General features: G+C 70.0%; 17 protein-coding genes. 4 read left to right on the top strand and 13 right to left on the bottom strand.

Annotation, left to right across the window (positions count from 1 at the left end):
• The first annotated feature begins 163 nt into the window (after positions 1-163).
• Positions 164-2,044, top strand: a complete 1,881-nt coding sequence (locus tag AB0E78_RS29970; protein ID WP_361838844.1) for an alpha-L-fucosidase — start codon at positions 164-166, stop codon at positions 2,042-2,044.
• Between the two features lie 181 nt (positions 2,045-2,225).
• Positions 2,226-3,749: a glycine betaine/L-proline transporter ProP gene (gene proP, locus AB0E78_RS29965; protein WP_361838842.1), complete on the top strand. Its 1,524-nt coding sequence runs from the start codon at positions 2,226-2,228 to the stop codon at positions 3,747-3,749.
• 6 nt (positions 3,750-3,755) lie between these two features.
• On the opposite strand, the gene AB0E78_RS29960 is transcribed toward proP, so the two are convergent.
• Together AB0E78_RS29960 and AB0E78_RS29955 are read right to left on the bottom strand one after the other, a co-directional pair.
• On the bottom strand, positions 3,756-4,001 hold the full coding sequence (locus tag AB0E78_RS29960; RefSeq protein WP_361838839.1) for a DUF397 domain-containing protein: 246 nt from the start codon (positions 3,999-4,001) through the stop codon (positions 3,756-3,758).
• Positions 3,998-4,822, bottom strand: a complete 825-nt coding sequence (locus AB0E78_RS29955; RefSeq protein ID WP_361838836.1) for a helix-turn-helix transcriptional regulator — start codon at positions 4,820-4,822, stop codon at positions 3,998-4,000. Before AB0E78_RS29955 ends, AB0E78_RS29960 begins: the two co-directional genes overlap by 4 nt.
• A 156-nt stretch (positions 4,823-4,978) precedes the next feature.
• Here AB0E78_RS29955 and AB0E78_RS29950 point away from each other — a divergent pair, with 156 nt between their 5' ends.
• On the top strand, positions 4,979-5,413 hold the full coding sequence (locus AB0E78_RS29950; protein WP_361838834.1) for an ATP-binding protein: 435 nt from the start codon (positions 4,979-4,981) through the stop codon (positions 5,411-5,413).
• 18 nt (positions 5,414-5,431) lie between these two features.
• Here AB0E78_RS29950 and AB0E78_RS29945 read toward each other — a convergent pair whose 3' ends face one another.
• A complete protein-coding gene (locus AB0E78_RS29945; RefSeq protein ID WP_361838831.1) occupies positions 5,432-6,364 on the bottom strand; it encodes a hypothetical protein in 933 nt (310 codons plus the stop codon).
• Between the two features lie 114 nt (positions 6,365-6,478).
• On the bottom strand, positions 6,479-7,990 hold the full coding sequence (locus AB0E78_RS29940) for an MFS transporter (protein ID WP_361838828.1): 1,512 nt from the start codon (positions 7,988-7,990) through the stop codon (positions 6,479-6,481).
• A gap of 75 nt (positions 7,991-8,065) precedes the next feature.
• On the opposite strand from AB0E78_RS29940, the gene AB0E78_RS29935 reads away from it, so the two are divergent.
• Positions 8,066-8,461: a helix-turn-helix domain-containing protein gene (locus AB0E78_RS29935; protein WP_361838825.1), complete on the top strand. Its 396-nt coding sequence runs from the start codon at positions 8,066-8,068 to the stop codon at positions 8,459-8,461.
• A gap of 47 nt (positions 8,462-8,508) precedes the next feature.
• Here the strand turns inward: AB0E78_RS29935 and AB0E78_RS29930 are convergent, their stop codons facing one another.
• The 9 genes from AB0E78_RS29930 to AB0E78_RS29890 all read right to left on the bottom strand — a co-directional run bounded on the left by AB0E78_RS29930 (position 8,509) and on the right by AB0E78_RS29890 (position 16,413).
• On the bottom strand, positions 8,509-9,321 hold the full coding sequence (locus tag AB0E78_RS29930) for an SAM-dependent methyltransferase (RefSeq protein ID WP_361838822.1): 813 nt from the start codon (positions 9,319-9,321) through the stop codon (positions 8,509-8,511).
• A gap of 96 nt (positions 9,322-9,417) precedes the next feature.
• Entirely contained in the window at positions 9,418-9,840 is a 423-nt protein-coding gene (locus tag AB0E78_RS29925; RefSeq protein ID WP_361838819.1) for an acyl-CoA thioesterase, read from the bottom strand.
• A gap of 42 nt (positions 9,841-9,882) precedes the next feature.
• The gene (locus tag AB0E78_RS29920; RefSeq protein ID WP_361838817.1) at positions 9,883-10,530 is read right to left on the bottom strand and encodes a hypothetical protein; all 648 of its coding nucleotides are present in this window, start codon (positions 10,528-10,530) and stop codon (positions 9,883-9,885) included.
• A gap of 97 nt (positions 10,531-10,627) precedes the next feature.
• Complete coding sequence (locus AB0E78_RS29915) at positions 10,628-11,533, bottom strand: TIGR03619 family F420-dependent LLM class oxidoreductase (RefSeq protein WP_361838814.1); 906 nt, start codon at positions 11,531-11,533, stop codon at positions 10,628-10,630.
• Positions 11,534-11,670: 137 nt separating this feature from the next.
• A complete protein-coding gene (locus tag AB0E78_RS29910) occupies positions 11,671-12,255 on the bottom strand; it encodes a TerD family protein (protein ID WP_361838811.1) in 585 nt (194 codons plus the stop codon).
• 53 nt (positions 12,256-12,308) lie between these two features.
• A complete protein-coding gene (locus tag AB0E78_RS29905) occupies positions 12,309-12,902 on the bottom strand; it encodes a histidine phosphatase family protein (RefSeq protein ID WP_361838809.1) in 594 nt (197 codons plus the stop codon).
• Between the two features lie 77 nt (positions 12,903-12,979).
• Positions 12,980-13,774 carry a hypothetical protein gene (locus AB0E78_RS29900; protein ID WP_361838806.1) on the bottom strand — a complete coding sequence of 265 codons (795 nt, stop codon included), beginning with the start codon at positions 13,772-13,774 and terminating at the stop codon, positions 12,980-12,982.
• The gene (locus tag AB0E78_RS29895; RefSeq protein ID WP_361838803.1) at positions 13,774-15,090 is read right to left on the bottom strand and encodes a VWA domain-containing protein; all 1,317 of its coding nucleotides are present in this window, start codon (positions 15,088-15,090) and stop codon (positions 13,774-13,776) included. The genes AB0E78_RS29900 and AB0E78_RS29895 overlap by 1 nt, the downstream gene beginning before the upstream one ends.
• Positions 15,091-15,174: 84 nt before the next feature.
• The gene (locus AB0E78_RS29890; RefSeq protein WP_361838800.1) at positions 15,175-16,413 is read right to left on the bottom strand and encodes an FAD-dependent monooxygenase; all 1,239 of its coding nucleotides are present in this window, start codon (positions 16,411-16,413) and stop codon (positions 15,175-15,177) included.
• Positions 16,414-16,425 lie beyond the last annotated feature (12 nt).

The raw sequence follows: 16,425 nt of genomic DNA, 5'->3' as shown, positions 1-16,425 counted from the left end.
TTGTCCCGTCCTCGTGCGGGCGGTGACGTGATCACCAGTCATCGGAGCGATGGCGCATGATCACGCCAACATCCGGCCCATCGGGCTCAGTTGAGCGCATTGACATCCGATGTATTCGACCCTAGGTTCCCGAGCGACCCCTCAACCTCAGGGAGCCGCCCCCATGCGCACACAGCTCAGCCGCACTCGGCGAAGAGTCGCCGGGATCGCCCTGCTCCTCGCGTCGGCCCTCGCCGCGACCGCCGTCCCCGCGGCGGTCGCGGCACCGACGGAACCCCCGGCCAGTACGGCAGCAACGGCAGAGACGCCCTCGAAGGCCACGCCGGCCACCGGCCCGGGAACCGACCACGCCACCGACGACCCCTTCACCGCCGACCGCACCAACTGGTGGCGGCAGGACCGCTTCGGCATGTTCATCCACTTCGGCGCGTATTCCAACCTGGAGGGCGAGTACAAGAAAGCCGACGGTTCGGCCTGCCGCGACGCCGAGTGGATCCAGCGCCAGTGTGACATCCCGAAGGCCGAGTACGAGAAGCAGGCCGCGACGTTCAACCCGGCCGACTTCGACGCCAAGGCCGTGGTGAAGGCGGCCAAGGACGCCGGAATGCGCTACATCGTCATCACCTCGAAGCACCACGAGGGGTACGCGATGTGGCCCACGAAGGTCAACGACTGGAACCTGCGCGACCACTCGTCCTTCGACAAGAACCGCGACATCCTCGCCGAGCTGAAGAAGGCATCCGACGACGCGGGCATCAAGCTCGGCTTCTACTACTCGATCTGGGACTGGCACGACCCGGACTTCCCCGACCCGGCCACCTTCCCGAAGTACGAGAAGCGGATGCGCGCGCAGCTCAAGGAGCTGGTCGACAACTACGACCCGGCCCTGCTCTGGTTCGACGGCGAGTGGGACACCGACAAGCCCCACAACCCCTGGACGTCACGGGACGGCGAGAAACTGGAGGCCTACCTCCGTGACCTCGACCCGGACCTGATCATCAACAACCGCGTCGGCAAGCGCCGCGTCGTCGACGGCGACTACGGCACTCCCGAGCAGGAGATCCCCGGTGCCCCGGTCGACGGCCAGCTCTGGGAATCCTGCATGACCCTCAACGACCACTGGGGCTTCGCGGGCTACGACACCCACTGGAAGTCGTCGTCCACCCTGGTCAAGAACCTCCTCTCCACGACGTCCCGCAGCGGCAACTACCTCCTGAACGTCGGCCCCGACGCCCGCGGCCGTGTCCCGCAGCCCTCCGTCGACCGCCTGAAGCAGATGGGCGACTGGCTGCGCACGTCGGGCCAGGGCAACGCGGTCTTCGGCGCACGCTTCGGCGGACTCGTCGAGGAGCCGTCCTGGGGTTCGGTCAGCCGCAAGGGCGACAAGCTGTACACGGCGGTCACCCAGTGGCCGGCGTCCGGCGCCGCCCTGCACCTGAAGGCGCGCACGGACTTCCGGGTCACGTCGGCGCGGGTGCTCGGCAGCAGTCAGAGGGTGACGGTCACCAAGTCCGGCGACGGCTTCGACCTGAAGCCGTCCGGCGCGGCGACCAACGACACCGCCACGGTCATCGAGCTGAAGGTCGACCCGGGGCCCACGGCCCGCCCCGGCAAGGGCACGGGCCTGAAGCAGGAGATCTTCGACAACGCGGACCTGACCGGCACCCCGAAGATCACCCGCACCGACGCCACCGTCAACCACGCCTGGAAGTACGAGGGCTCACCGGCGGCGAGCATCTCCTCCGACAAGTTCAGCGTCCGCTGGACCGGCACGCTGGAGCCGCGCCGCTCGGAGACGTACACGCTGACGACCGTCTCGGACGACATGGCGCGGGTGTGGGTCGACGGCAAGCTGGTCATCGACTCGTGGTCGCCGCACGAGGCGAAGATCGACAAGGCGCAGGTCGCGCTCACCGCGGGCAAGCGGCACTCGATCAAGATCGAGTACGCGGAACAGACCGGCGAGGCCCACATGAAACTGCTCTGGTCCAGCCCCGGCCAGGAGCAGCAGATCGTGCCGTCGGCGCAGTTGTACGCGCGCTGAGCGGCCCGCGGGCCCCTCGCTGAGCGATTCGGGCCCCAAGTCCTGAGGAGTCAGGACTTGGGGCCCCCGCCCCGAGGACCAATGGCGGGCATCTTCCGTTCTTCGAAATAGGCAGTGTGGATCGACGCCAACTGGGCAGGCAATCGTCCGTCGATCTTTGACCACCCAGGTCAGGCGGTCGATGACAGCCATTGCCGACCAAGAGAGTGACTGCACCGTGAGCGCGCCCGAAGCCCCCGAAATACCTGCACCGCCAGCTCCGGAGGCCGTGGCACGACACCGCACCCTCTTCCGCGCGATCCACCGCCGCAAGAACCCGCGCCTGCGCCAGTCCGACATCACGGTCACCGAGGAAGCCCAGGTCAAGCGGGCGGTCAAGGCGACCGCGCTCGGCAACGCCATGGAGTGGTACGACTTCGGTGTCTACGCCTACCTCGCCGTGATCATCGGCAAGGAGTTCTTCCCCTCGGGCAACGACACCGCGCAGACCCTCTCCTCCCTGGCGACCTTCGCCGCGGCCTTCCTGGTGCGTCCCATCGGCGGCATGTTCTTCGGCCCGCTCGGCGACCGCGTCGGCCGCAAGAAGATCCTCGCGCTCACCATGATCATGATGTCGACGGCGACCCTCGCCATCGGCCTGATCCCCAGCTACGGCACCATCGGCGTCTGGGCGCCGATCCTGCTCGTCCTCTGCCGCATGGTGCAGGGCTTCTCCACGGGCGGTGAGTACGGCGGCGCCGCGACCTTCATCGCCGAGTACGCGCCCGACAAGCGCCGCGGATTCTGGGGTTCCTTCCTGGAATTCGGCACCCTGATCGGCTACACCGTCGCGGCGGTCCTGGTCACGGCCCTGACCATGGGCCTCAGTGATGACTCCATGCAGTCCTGGGGCTGGCGCATCCCGTTCCTCGTGGCGGCCCCGCTCGGCCTCATCGGCCTCTACCTGCGCCTCAAGCTCGACGAGTCGCCCGCCTTCCAGAAGATGGCGGAGGCGGAGAGCGGCCCGGCAGCCGAGCGCCAGAAGAAGTCCTTCAAGGACTCGTTCGTCGGCCAGTGGCGCGCGATGGTGCTCTGCATCGCACTGGTGGCCGCGTTCAACATCACCGACTACATGCTGCTTTCCTACATGCCGACGTACCTGACGGATCTCGGCTTCGGTGAGACCGGCGGCTTGATGTCCATCGTGATCGTCATGCTGATCCTGATGGCGCTCATCAACTCCTTCGGCCGGCTCTCCGACCGCATCGGCCGCAAGCCGGTCCTGATGGCGGGCTCGGTCGGCTTCTTCGTCCTGGCCCTCCCGGCGTTCCTCCTCATCAAGCAGGGCGGCACCGTCGCGGTCTTCTCCGGCCTGCTCATCCTGGGCCTTTGCCTGGTCTGCTACCTGGGCGTCATGTCCTCGTCGCTGCCGGCCCTCTTCCCGACGGACGTCCGCTACGGCTCGCTGTCCATCGGCTTCAACATCTCCGTCTCGCTCTTCGGCGGTACGACCCCGCTGGTCGTCGCGGCGCTGATCGGAGCCACCGGCAACGATCTGATGCCCGCCTTCTACACGATGCTGGCGGGCCTGGTCGGCATCATCGCGGTGGCCGCGATGAAGGAGTCGGCCCGCCAGCCCCTGGAGGGCTCCCCGCCGTCCGTGGCCACGGACGAGGAGGCGCGGGAACTGGTGGAGGCGCAGCCCTCGTCCCAGCCCCAGTACTGACGGCGGTCAGGCTTGGGCGGCGTACTCCGTGAACGCCGCCCAAGCCTGCGGCGCCAGGGCGAGTTGGGGGCCTGCGGGGTTCTTGGAGTCGCGTACATGGATGGTGGTGGGGCAGGGGGCGATTTCTACGCAGTCGTCGCCGTCACCGCCGCTATAGCTGGACTTGTGCCAGGTGAGGGCGATCTCTACACAGTCGCCGGAGCCGCCACTGCTGTAGCTGCTTTTGAACCAGGCCAGTTCGGGGGTGCTCATGCTGCTCCTCGCATCCGCTCCAACAGGCTCACCGAGTCTTCGAACGAGAGAGCCTGTGCGCGCATCCTGGCATACCGCTTGTGGAGCACACTGATCTCCTTTGGGTCGGAGATGAACAGACCGCTCCGTTGCCCCTCGGCGTAGGCGAACCACTTGTTCTCTGGAGTCTCCAGCAACCGCATGGGCCCGTCCATGCCCGCATGGCTCTCTCTCACCACCGGCATGACCTGAAGTTCAATGTTCCGACGCTCGGCGAGGCCGAGGACGTGGTCGATGAGTTCCATGGTGACGTCATGCCCGCCCATGCGGCGCAGGAACAGATGTTCCTCAAGGATGAAGCTGTACGCCGTGTTCGGCCGGTCCGTCAGCAGCTGTTGCCGTTCCATCCGAGCCGCCAACTGCGCCTCGATCTGCTCGTCGCCCAGCGGCGGAAGCTGATTGACGAAGAGCGTGCGGGCGTAGGCCGCCGTCTGCAACAGGCCCGGAATCAGTCGGCATTCGTACGTGTTGAGGGCCAGCGCCTCCTGCTCAAGGAGGGCCCACTGGCGGAACCAGGACGCGAGACCCGGCTTGCGCGACAGCTGGTTCGCGGCGAGCCGCAGGGTGCCGAACGCGTCGAGTGCGGCCTCGCACTGATCGATGAAGCCGGGTGGTGGAAAGCGCCTGCCCTGCTCGATCGAGGCCAGGAAGTGCGAGGAGCACCCGACCTCATCGGCCAACCCCTCCTGGGTCGCCCCGGCGCGTTTGCGGAAGCTCTTGAGTACCGCGCCGAAGGTCTTCATGCCGTCCGACGGCACAGGCTCTTTGCTGCTTGACGACATCACGGGTAACCCCCGACGCTCGTGTGCTGATCCCCGCCAACAGCCCCATGGTCACGGTCCGTTACCCCGTCTGTCCACCCTTTGTGCTCGTACGCTGACGGAGCGTACGAGTTTGGTTGCTGGTGCACGGCCACCGGTACGGCCACGGTGGTTGCCATGCCGACCCAAGCCCAACCCGCCACGCCCCTGCGGGAACTCACCCAGCGCCTGAGTTCCACGCCCCGAGGCGCTCGCCTCGCACGCAGGCTGACCAGGTATCACCTGGACGGCTGGGGCATCCCGTACGACAGTGAGCTGTCCGACGCCGTCGAGGCGATCGTCGCCGAGCTCGCGGCGAACGCCGTGACCCACGGCCGCGTACCCGGCCGTGACTTCGAGCTCCGCCTGGCGCTCCACGCGCACACGCTGCGTATCGAGGTGTCGGACACCCTGAGCGAGCGCAGGCCGTCCGGGGTGACCGAACTACCCGTGCCCGAGGCTGCTTCGGGCCGGGGCCTCGTCATCGTGGCGGCGTTGGCCGACGTGTGGGGCGTGGTCGGGCGGGACGTCGGCAAGACGGTGTGGGCCGACGTCACCGCTCCAGGGCGCTGACGGCCGATCGTGCGGGTGTCAGTCGCAGAGGTGGCGCGTGGTGAGGGAGCCGCCCGCGTTCTCGTCGTCCGTGCCGAGGGCCGCGAGGTCGGAGCCGGGGACACAGTGCAGGGCCTCGATCTTGTAGCCCTTGAACGTGCCGAGGAGTTCGGGCGACCTGTCGACGGACAGCCGGACCTTCCCGGCGGAGGTGACGGTCAGCTTGCCCGCGTCGCTGACGGCGGAGTCGAACGGTCCGTCGTCACCGGCGTCGGACGCCGAACTGACGAGGATGCGGCCCGACTTGGTCACCTCGATGTCGGAGGCGTGGCGCACGTTCCCCGTCGGGTACGGCGCGCGGAGGGTCGCCTTGTGCACCGCGCCGAACTTCGACTCACCGTAGGAGTTGACCGAGAACCGCGCCGCGTAGAGCGTCGCGGGGCGGTCCGCGCCCTCGCCCCGGTCCGCCCACACCGCCGCTGTCTTCCCGTGCCGTGAGGTCAGCGTGAAACTCTCGAAGTTGTCGCCCGAGCCGATCGACGGCAGCGGTGTGATGTCCAGGACCTCCGCGCTCTCCCCGGCGTCGGTCAGCTTGACGTGGTAGGCGAGCCCACGACTGGCCACGGCCACGTACTCGTCGGACGTCCCCGGCACCGCGTCGACCGCCTCCAGGTCGACCGGCTCGATGCCGTCCTGCCAGGTGATCGCCGCGACCTCGGCGGGCCGGCCGGCGCGGTGGGTCACCTCGGCGATGCGGTTCTCGCCGGGCCGCTTGTTGTCGCGTACGACGAGGGCGCGAAGGTCGTCACCCGAACGAGAGGTGACGGCGAGCCCGCTGATGCCGGACTTCATGTCGTCCCCGATCTGATGCCACCGTCCTGACTCCGGCTGCGCCGCTGACAGGCCGGTGCTGAGCGCGAGGGCAATTCCCGCGCCCAGTGCGGTCATTGCGGACAGAACGGTCTTACGCATGGTCAGGGGCCTCTCGATTGGTGCACGACGCGCGTAGATTCACGGCTGGCCGGACCGTAATGGCCCGGCCATCCGTGAGGCAAGAGGCGTACCCGGATCGGTCTAACAGGCACTTCACGCCGCCACGTGCTCGCGGTGTTCCTGCTCCTGCTCGACCGCGGCGGTGGCGGGGGTGTGCGTATCGGAGGAGGCGGTCGTCCCGCGCTCCGGGCGGAGCAGTACGGCCGCCAGGGCGAGGCCCGCGGTCGCGATGCCCGTGGCCACCCAGAAGGCGAGGCGGTAGCCGTCGGCCGTGGCCGCCACGGTCTGCCCGCCGTCCGCGAGAAGGGTTTCCGTGCGGCCGGCCGCCAGCGTGGTCAGCACCGCGAGGCCCAGTGAACCGCCCACCACCTGCGTGGTGTTGAAGAGTCCGGATGCCACGCCCGCGTCCTCCTCGCGTGCCCCGGACATCGCGAGCCCCGTCACCGCGGGCATCGCCGCCGCGAACCCGGCACCGAGCAGCAGCATCGCGGGGAGCACGTCGACGACGTACGAACCGTCGGCGGGCAGGCGGCCGAGCAGGGCGAGACCGGCCGTGATGAGGGCGAGCCCCGCGAGCAGCGAACGGTATGGGCCGAAGCGGCCGATCAACCTGGCGGACAGGCCCACCATCAGGACACCGATGACCACGGGTGCGGGCAGGAACGCGAAGCCGGTCTGCAACTCGCCGTATCCGAGCACCCGTTGAAAGTAGAGCGCACCGATGTACTGGAAGCCGAACATCCCGGCGATCATCAGGATCTGCACGGCGTTGGCGCCGGTCAGGATGCGGGAGCGGAAGACGCGCAGGCGCAGCAGCGGGCGGGCCGTTCGGGTCTGGCGCACGGCGAAGGCGGCGTACAGAGCGAGGGAGAGTGCGGCGAGCGCGAGCGTGGCGGGCGTCCCGTGCTCCGCGGAGCCGACGATGGTGTAGACGGTGAGCATCAGCGCGCCGGTGACGAGCGCCGCGCCCGGGTAGTCGGCGCCCCCGGCCAGACCTGTGCCGCGGTCGTTCGCCAGGACGCGTACCGCCGCGACGAACGCGACGGCCCCGATCGGCAGATTGATCAGGAAGATCCAGTGCCAGGTGAGGAGTTCGGTGAGCGCACCGCCCAGGAACGTGCCGAGCGCGCCGCCCGCCGCGCCGACCGCGCTGAACACCGCGATGGCCCTGGCCTGTTCGCGCGGCTCGGGGAAGAGCGCCACCAGCATGCCGAGCACGACCGCCGAGGTCATCGCCCCGCCGACGCCCTGCACGGCGCGTGCCGCGATGAGCAGGCCCTGGTCGGTGGCGACTCCGCACAGCACCGATGCCGCGGTGAACACGGCGAGGCCCGAGACGAACATCCGCTTGCGGCCGATGAGATCACCGAGCCGGCCCGCGAGGAGGAGCAGTCCGCCGAAGGCGATGAGGTAGGCGTTCACGACCCAGGCGAGACCCGGCGCCGAGAAGCCGAGGTCGCTCTGGATGGCGGGCATCGCGACGGTGACGATGTTGCCGTCGATGATCGTCATCAGAAGACCCGAGGACAGCACGGCGAGCGAAGCCCGGCGGGAGCGTGGTGCGGTGGGACGTTCCTTGGCCTCGGACACGATGAAAACCTCCATGAACTGCATAGGTGCACGACTTGTAACGGGGTTCATCGTGCGTGACCATGGAGGCCGGGTGAAGGAGGAACTTTGATGTCCCAAGGGAACACCGGTGTTACGGCGCAGGTGGTGAACGCGCAGGCGTGTCCGCTGCGGGAAGTTCTTGACAGGGTGGTGGGAAAATGGAGCATCCCGATCCTGGTCGCGGCGGCCCACGGCCCCATCCGCTTCACGGAGCTGGAGCGCAGCATCGAGGGCATCAGCCGCCGCATGCTGACCCTGACCCTGCGGAACCTGGAGCGCGACGGCCTGCTCACGCGCAGGGTGTATCCGACGGTCCCGCCGAAGGTCGAGTATGAACTGACGCCGGTCGCCGAGGAGTTGCACGGCACGCTGCTGACCCTGACGGGGTGGGCGGAGCGGCACCGGGTGACGATCGCGGAGTCGCGCGCGGACTACGACGAGAAGCGGGGGCTGGCGGACGCGTAGCCCCCGCCGCTCGCGGGCGCCCTGCGGGTGGCGAGATGCCGAGGTGGCTACGGCTTGCGGGCCACCGCTCCGTACGCGTCGACCGGTGTGGCGTCCTCGGAGTCGGGGCGCCACCGGGTGACCTGGGAGACACCGGGATCCACCAGTTCGAGGCCGTCGAAGAAGCCGCCGATCTCCTCCACGCTCCGTACGTGGTAGGGAATCGCGCCGCTCTTGTTGTACGCGTCCGACGCCGCGATCATGCCCTCGCTGGTGGCGGTGCTGTCGCTGATCACCAGATAGCTGCCGGACGGCAGACCCGCCATGAGCCGGGACACCAACTCGCGCGCCTCCTTGTAATCACCCACGTGGCCAAGGGTGTTGAGGATCATCAGGGCGACCGGCCGGGAGAGGTCGAGGGTCGCGCTCGCCGACTCCAGGATGGCTTCGGGGGAGTAGAGGTCGGCGTCGATGTACGAGGTCTCGCCCTCGGGCGTGCTGGTGAGCAGCGCGCGGGCGTGGGCGAGGACGAGCGGGTCGTTGTCCACGTACACGATCCGGGAGTCCGGGGCCACGCGCTGGGCGACCTCGTGCGTGTTGTCGGCGGTCGGCAGGCCCGTGCCGATGTCGAGGAACTGGCGGATGCCCTGCTCCGTCGCCAGATGCCGGACCGCGCGGCCGAGGAACTGCCGGCTCAGACGCGCCACGTCGACCAGGCCGGGGTGGATCCCCTTGATGTGGTCGCCCAGTTCACGGTCCTTCTCGTAGTTGTCCTTGCCGCCCACGAAGTAGTTCCAGAAGCGCGCGGAGTGCGGCGTGCTGGTGTCGATGCGCGCGCGTATCTCCGCGGCTGCTTCGGCTTGGGGGTCGCGGTCCGACACGGGGGCCTCCGGTAAGTGATCGGGCTCTGCTGGTACTTGAAAGAACGATCACCCGCCCATCTAGTTCCCGGATTTCCGGGTTCCCGGGGGCGCCGGTCAGAGGCCGATCACCGTCGGGTCGTCCGCCAGCGCCCTGAAGTACTCGCGCGGATCGGTCACCATCTGGCGTTCGGCCAGGTCCAGGAGGCCACCGACGGAGTGCACCTCCGCGGCCTGGGTGCCGTCCGTCTTGCGGATCGACTGCTCGATGCGGAACGTCTTGCGCTCGCCCCACACGAAGGTGCAGGTCACCTCCACCTCGTCGCCCGCGCGCAGCTCGCTGAAGTAGCGGATGGTGTTCTCCAGGGCGACCGGACCCACCCCCTTGGCGAGCAGATCGGCCTGCTCGATGCCCGCCGCGCGCAGCACCGACCAGCGGGCGTGCTCGGCGTACTGGAGGTAGACGGCTTGGTTCAGATGGCCCTGCGAGTCCGTCTCGTACCCACGGACGCTGATGCTCACGGAAAACTGCTCGGACACGGCATTCCTTTCGACGGTTCCCATCAACGGCTCCAAGATCGCCTAGTTCCTGCGGGGCGAGGCGAGGAGATAGCGCGTGCCATGAGGCCGCTCCGCGTGTTCGCTGACCTGCCAGCCCGCGGTTTCCAGCGCGGTCGCGCACGCCCGCAGTCCCTCGGCTGCCGCATCGCGTACGGCGACGGCCTCGGGCTGCGGTGTCTCGCCCACCCGATAGCCGTCGGGACCCGGCGGGCAGCCCGCCGCCTCCAGGGCCAGCGCCGCGGCCTGCACCAGATGCGTCCGCTCCCAGGCACAGGGACGGCCCCGCGCACCGTCCGGATTGGTCATGCGGCGCATCTCCAGGAGGCCCTCCCAGGCGCTGCGTACGTCACGTGCGCGAGCCTCAGGGCGGACGGCGGTGCCCGGCGATGGCTCGGGCTCGGCGCCGGTGCGGGCGGCGAAGAGACCGGACGCCACGGGAGCCGCCGGGGGAGGGCCGGGAGCTTCGGCGGCGGGAGGGGCCTGTGCGCCCTCCCGTATGCGATGGCCCGTGGGCGTCAGGAAATAGGCGTGCGGCGGACGGGGGTGCCGGAAGGCGAGGCGGTGGCGCACGAGTCCCGCGAGCTGTGCCTCGCTCCCGGTCAGCCGTCCCGTCGCCGGGTCGGCGGCCTCGATGACGCGCCGCTGAGCGGCCGTCGGAGGCTTCGTCATGCGCCCACCTCTTCCCCAGGTCCATCTGTCTGGTTCCGATAGTGCCTCGCCCCACTGACAACGGCCGCCGGACGTCACCTGTCCGCAGGCTGCCGGCTCAGCGAACGGTTCCCGTGGCGGGGTCGACCACCTTCTCGGCGACGAGCTCCAGCGTGCGCCGGTCGTCGTCGGCGCTGCCGCGCTCGCCGGGCGTACCGGGGTAGGTGTCGAGCAGCACGTCCGTGGCGCCGAGCCCGGCGAGGGCCTCCAGGTCGGCGCGGAGCTGGTCGACGCTGCCGTGCCCGAGGGGGCGGTCCGCCGTGTCCGGCTGCGGGGTGAGCTTGAGCTGCAGGCGGGGCACGAGGTCCGGGGCGGGGCGCCCGGCGGCCTCGGCCTCCGCCGCGATCCGGGGCAGCGCCGTACGCACGGCTTCGAGCGTCGGCATGAACGGGTGCCAGCCCTCGCCGAGCCGGGCGGCGCGGCGCTGGGCGGCCGGGGAGTTGCCGCCGACCCAGACGGGCAGGGGCGTCGCGGGGGCGGGGGCGTTGCGGATGTCCTCGTAGGCGACGTACCGGCCCTGGAAGGAGGTCGTCTCCTCGGACCACGCGGCGCGGATCGCGGTGAGGTACTCGTCGGTGATGGCGCCGCGCTCCTCGAACGGGACACCCAGCGCCTCGTACTCGGCGCGGGACCAGCCGACACCGGCGCCGAGGATGAAGCCCGCTTCGTTCAGCTGGTCGATGTTGGCGGCCAGGCGGGCGGTCTGGAGCGGGTGGCGGTAGGGGATCACGGTGATCGTCGTGCCGAGCCGCAGCCCCGGTACGCGGCCCGCGAGATGCGCGGCGAGCACGAACTGGTCGTAGAACGGGGCCGGATAGACCGCGTGCACGTCGGGGGTGACCGTTATGTGGTCGGAGATCATCGCAAAGCCGAAGCCCAGTTCACGGGCGTCGGTCGCCTGCCGGACGAGGGAGTCGGGGGTGGTGCCGGAGCCGAAGTTGAGGAGGTTCACGCCGTATCGCATGACCGCAAGTCTTGATGATCTTGGGGGTGCGTGTCGAACCGGGCCGTGTTCGCAACCGGGCTGGGTCCGCGACCGGGCCGGGCCCGCAACCGGGCCGGCCGCGGTGGTGCGGCCGGCCCGGACTCCCGCTACGTGCGCTACTTGCTCATCGCGAAGCGCATCAGGGCCTGCTCGTCGCCCTGCTTGATCTTGCCGGTCTCGTTGATGACCTGGAGCTTCCAGGACGAACCCTCGCGGATCGCCTTGGCCACGGCGCAGCCGTTGTCGTTCGTGAGCAGGCTCGGCCAGATGTCGGCGACCTGCTGGGTGCTGCCGCCCGTGGCGTCGTACACCTTGAAGCTGATGTTGCGCGCGTTCTGGAAGGCGCTGCGCTTCTTGTACGCGGCGGCGACGAACACGATGGACGTGATGTTGTCCGGGACGCGCTCGAACTCGACGGTGACCGTCTCGTCGTCGCCGTCGCCCTTGCCCGTCTGGTTGTCGCCGCTGTGCACCAGCGATCCGTTGCCCAGCGGGTCAAGGGAGTCGAGGCCCGCGAGGCGCACCGGGTCCGCCCCCGCCATCGCGATGGCGATCAGGTCGAGGTCCGTGCCGGCCTTCTGACGGAGCTTGCCCAGCAGACCGCCGCTGCTGCCGACGGTCGGGTCCCAGGACACCCCTATGGACAGACGGGTCACGCCGCCCAGATCCGCCGGTCCGTCTTCCTTCTTGAGCGTGATCATTCGCGATCCTTCATGGTGGAGAGAGTGCTATATGAGACAGAGTCTGCCTGTTTTCATGGCCGAATGTTCCAGCTCGCCACCACCGGGCGGCCGTGCTCCGTGCTGAGGCGGCAGACCGTTCCCGTGGCCAGCTGGAACAACGACCCACCGGACACCGGCAGTCCGAGGCGCCGGGCCGTCAGCACCCGCAGGAAGTGGGAGTGCGCGAAGAGGACCACGCTGCTCTCGTAGTTGGCGAGCGCGGCGTCGACCTTGGCCAGCATCCGGTCGGCCCGCTCACCGACCTGCTCCGGGGTCTCACCGGGGTGTTCGGCGGGCCCCGGGGCCACACCGTCCGTGAACAGATACCAGTCGGGGCGGGTGCGATGGATCTCCACCGTCGTGACCCCCTCGTACGCCCCGTAGTCCCACTCACCCAGGTCGGGATCCACCCGGGCGTCCGGGAACCCGGCCAGCTCCGCCGTTTCCCTGGCGCGCGTCCGGGGGCTCGTGAACGCCGCCCCGATCCGGAACCGCCCCACCAGCGATGCGAGCCCGCGCGCCTGCTCCTTGCCGTTCTCGGTGAGCGGGATGTCCGTCCAGCTGGTGTGCCGGCCGTTCATCGACCACTCGGTCTCGCCGTGCCGGACGAGGAGCAGGTCACCCATGGTGCGGAACTTCCTGTCTGTCGAGTCTGTCGGTGGTGGCCGGACCGGCGAGAAGCCTGGTCCGGCCACCACCGAGACTAGATCCCCGCAGGTACGCGCGCCGGGCGGCCCGAGCCGCGCGTCAGGCAGTAGCCCCCGATGCCCGCGAGGGCGCCGAGAATGCCGCCGCCCGCGGTCCACAGCCAGCGGGACGACCACCAGCCCGAGGCCCAGCCGTCCTCCGGCTCACCGGCCTCCGCCGCCGTCTTCGTGCCGATGCCCGGCACCAAGGGCTCCGCGAGCGCGCCGTCCACCGCCTGCGCACCGCCCGCGTCGCTCGACGTGACCTTCGTCGCTGCCCGCATCGGAAGACCCAGGTCGTCCGCCTTGAGGCCGGTGACCGTCAGGCGCGCGTAGTACGTGCCGGGCAGCGGGTCGTTGGCCCACGGCTCGGCCAAGGCGCGCACGGTGCGCAGCGTGCAGGACAGCTCGACCGTGGCGGCGTCCTGCGCGGCCGTCTTCGTCTGCGCCCCGAACCGGCACGCCTGGCGGCGCCGCAGTCCGTCGTAGACATCGACCTGCCAGGTGGAGTCGCCGTGCCGGGCGGCGTCCTTCGGCAGCTTCACCGTGGCGTGCACGGTGGGGCGCTGTCCGATGTCCGCGGGGAACGACCAGTACAGGTAGTCGCCGGTGGAGGCCTCCGCCGTCGCCTCCTGGTCGGGACGGATCGCCGTCGCCGTACGGAAGGACGTACCGGCCTCGGTCGGCGCGGCGGACTTGTCGTCCGCGTCGTCGGAGTCGTCGGCGAATGCCGCTCCCGCGGCCCCTGAGAGGGCGAGCAGCGCGGCGCCGGCCAGCAGGCCGGCCCGGCTCAGCACACGTGTCGTACGCATCAGTTGGTCCTCCAGACCGCGAAGCGCCAGCGTGAGACCCAGCCCCAGACCAGACCGGCGACGAAGCCGGTGAGGATCAGTACGCCGAGCAGCCACCAGCCGTTGCCCAGGCCGAAGGACGCCACGTCCGACGCCTCGTCGGGCGCGTCCACCAGGTCGACGGCCAGCTCCACGGGCAGACCCGGGGTCGTCTTGACCGAGGAGGGCGCCGAGAAGGAGTTGCTGACCTGGAGACACACGGTCTCGGCGGCGGGCTCACCGCCGTCATCGCCGTCATCGCCGTCATCGGCCTCGTCGTCCGACTCCGGCTTCGGATAGCGCAGACCGGTCGAGATCACGTCCGTGCGTCCGTCGCCCGCCTCGGAGCCGCGCACGATCTCGCGTCCGTGCGTCGTCGAGGCGCGCAGCAGCACGCCGTAGTCCTGGTTCACCGCGCGGTCGGCGCCGACGCTGACGGAAGCGCGCAGCTCCTGGCCGGGCTTGACGTCGACGCGGTACCAGCGGTGCTCGCCGAACTTCTCCCGGTCGGTGTAGACGCCCGCCTTGAGCTGCGGGGCCTCGGAGCACTGGGCGGCGCCCTCGGCCGCCACCGGAGTGGCCACGGGGTCAGCGGCGCGGTCCACCAACTGCTTGACGCGGCCCGAGAGTTCATCGGTGTGCCGCACCGACGTGTACGTACCGCCGGTGGCCTCCGCGATGCAGCTCAGCTGGTCGCGGGTCTTGGCGTCCGGCACCAGGCCGAGCGTGTCGACCGTGAGGTGGATGCCCTCGGCGGCGATCTTGCGGGCCACCTCGCAGGGGTCGAGCGGCTGGCAGGTGTCCTCGCCGTCGGAGATGAGGACGATGCGGCGGCTGCGCTCCTTGTCCTCGTCCTTGAGGTCGTCGGCGGCCTTCAGGAGGGAGGGGCCGATCGGCGTCCAGCCGGTGGGCGCCAGCGTGGCCACCGCGGTCTTCGCGTCGGTGCGCCCCGCCTGGTCGAGCTCGGCGACCGGGTAGAGGAGCTCGGTGTCCTTGCAGCCCGTCTTGCGGTCGTCGCCGTGGTAGTTGGCGCCCAACGTCCGTATGCCCAGCTGGACTTCGTCCGGCGTGGCGTCGAGCACCTCGTTGAACGCCTGCTTCGCCGCGGCCATCCGGGACTTGCCGTCGATGTCGCGGGCCCGCATCGAACCGCTGACGTCGAGGAGCAGCTCGACCTTGGGGGAGGGCTGTGCCGGTTCTTCGCCGTCGGCCGCGGCGGGGCCGGCGGTGCCGAGCCCGGCGCTCAGGGCGGCGAGCAGGGCGAGGGCCCCGGCCGCCAGCCGTTGTCTTGTGATCATCGCCGGATCTTATTGATCTTGGCGGTGCATACCCAAACCGGCAGGTGGGTATCGTCCTTCACCGCCTCGGCCCGCGACCGCGGATCACCGCTTCAGCTCACGGCCCCCGAACGCCCCGCCCCCGTCGGCCTGCTTCCACCACGTCTCCAGCGCCGTCTGGTCCATCGACCGCCACGGCGGCGTCTCCTCGACGAGCGCGTGGCCCAGGCGGCGCCCGAGGTCGACCATGGCGGCCCCGGCGACGGTGCGGTCCGTGTCGTACGTGTCGAGCGCGTCCGGCCAGGTCGTGGCCGTGGCGAAGGCGGACTCCAGGACCGTCGCGTCCTGCAGTGCCTTGACCGCGCCCGCCCCGGTGTGCGGCCGGGCGACGGTGGCCGCGTCGCCCATCAGGAGTACACGGCCCGAGGTGTAGCGGGGCGCCGTGTAGTCGTACATCGGCTGGAGGAAGAGCTCGTCGGGAGTGGTCGCACGGACGAGGTCGCCCCAGTAGGGCGGCAGCAACTCGTCGCACACGTACGTGAGATGAGAGGAGAGGGCCTCCGTGAGTCCGCCGGGCGGCAGGCTGGTGGGCGCGGTGAGCCGCAGGTCGAGGCCGAGCCCCAGATCGAGGTCCGGCGGCGGTGCCGTGTACAGGACCCAGTTGACGCGGTGCCCGCCGACTCCGTCGGGGATGCGGTACACGATGACGTGGCCGCCGGGGAAGACGACGTAGGCGCAGTCCTCCTTCGCCCACAGCTCCGGGTCGGCAAGGCGGTCGACCGGGAAGGCGCCGCGCCAGGCGAGGTAACCCGCGTACGCGGGACGCACGGTGGGGAACGCCGTCTCGCGGACCACGGAGCGGTAGCCGTCGGCACCGATCACCAGGTCGACCCGCTCGGCGCCCTCGGCGGTGACCACATCGGCGCCCTCCACGCCCTCGGCACCCGGGCGTACGTCCCCCACCGTCACGCCCGTCCGGAAGACCACGGACTCGGGTACACGGCCGCGCAACTCACGCCACAGGGGACCCCAGTTGTAGGTACGGAAAGGGAACGGCATCGCCCCGACCTCGTGCCCCAGCGGCCCGGCCGCCGACCCGTCCCGCACGTACCAGCGGCGCCGCTCCAGCTGCACCCACGGCATGTCCGCGTCCAGATACCCGGCGGAATCCAGCTCCGCGTAACGGGAGTTGTGCACCGCGAGCCCGACTCCGCGGTCCGCCAGATGTCCCGCGGCCCGCTCGTACACCGTGATCTCATCGGCGCCACCGCGGTACGCGGCGAGTGCGGCGGCGCATCCGGCGATGCTCCCACCCACGACGGCGACCTTGCCTCCACGCATCATCGCGCCATCCTG

Source organism: Streptomyces sp. NPDC032198 (genome assembly GCF_040636975.1).
Taxonomy (GTDB): Bacteria; Actinomycetota; Actinomycetes; order Streptomycetales; family Streptomycetaceae; genus Streptomyces.
This window is presented reverse-complemented; position numbering and strand designations above follow the sequence as displayed.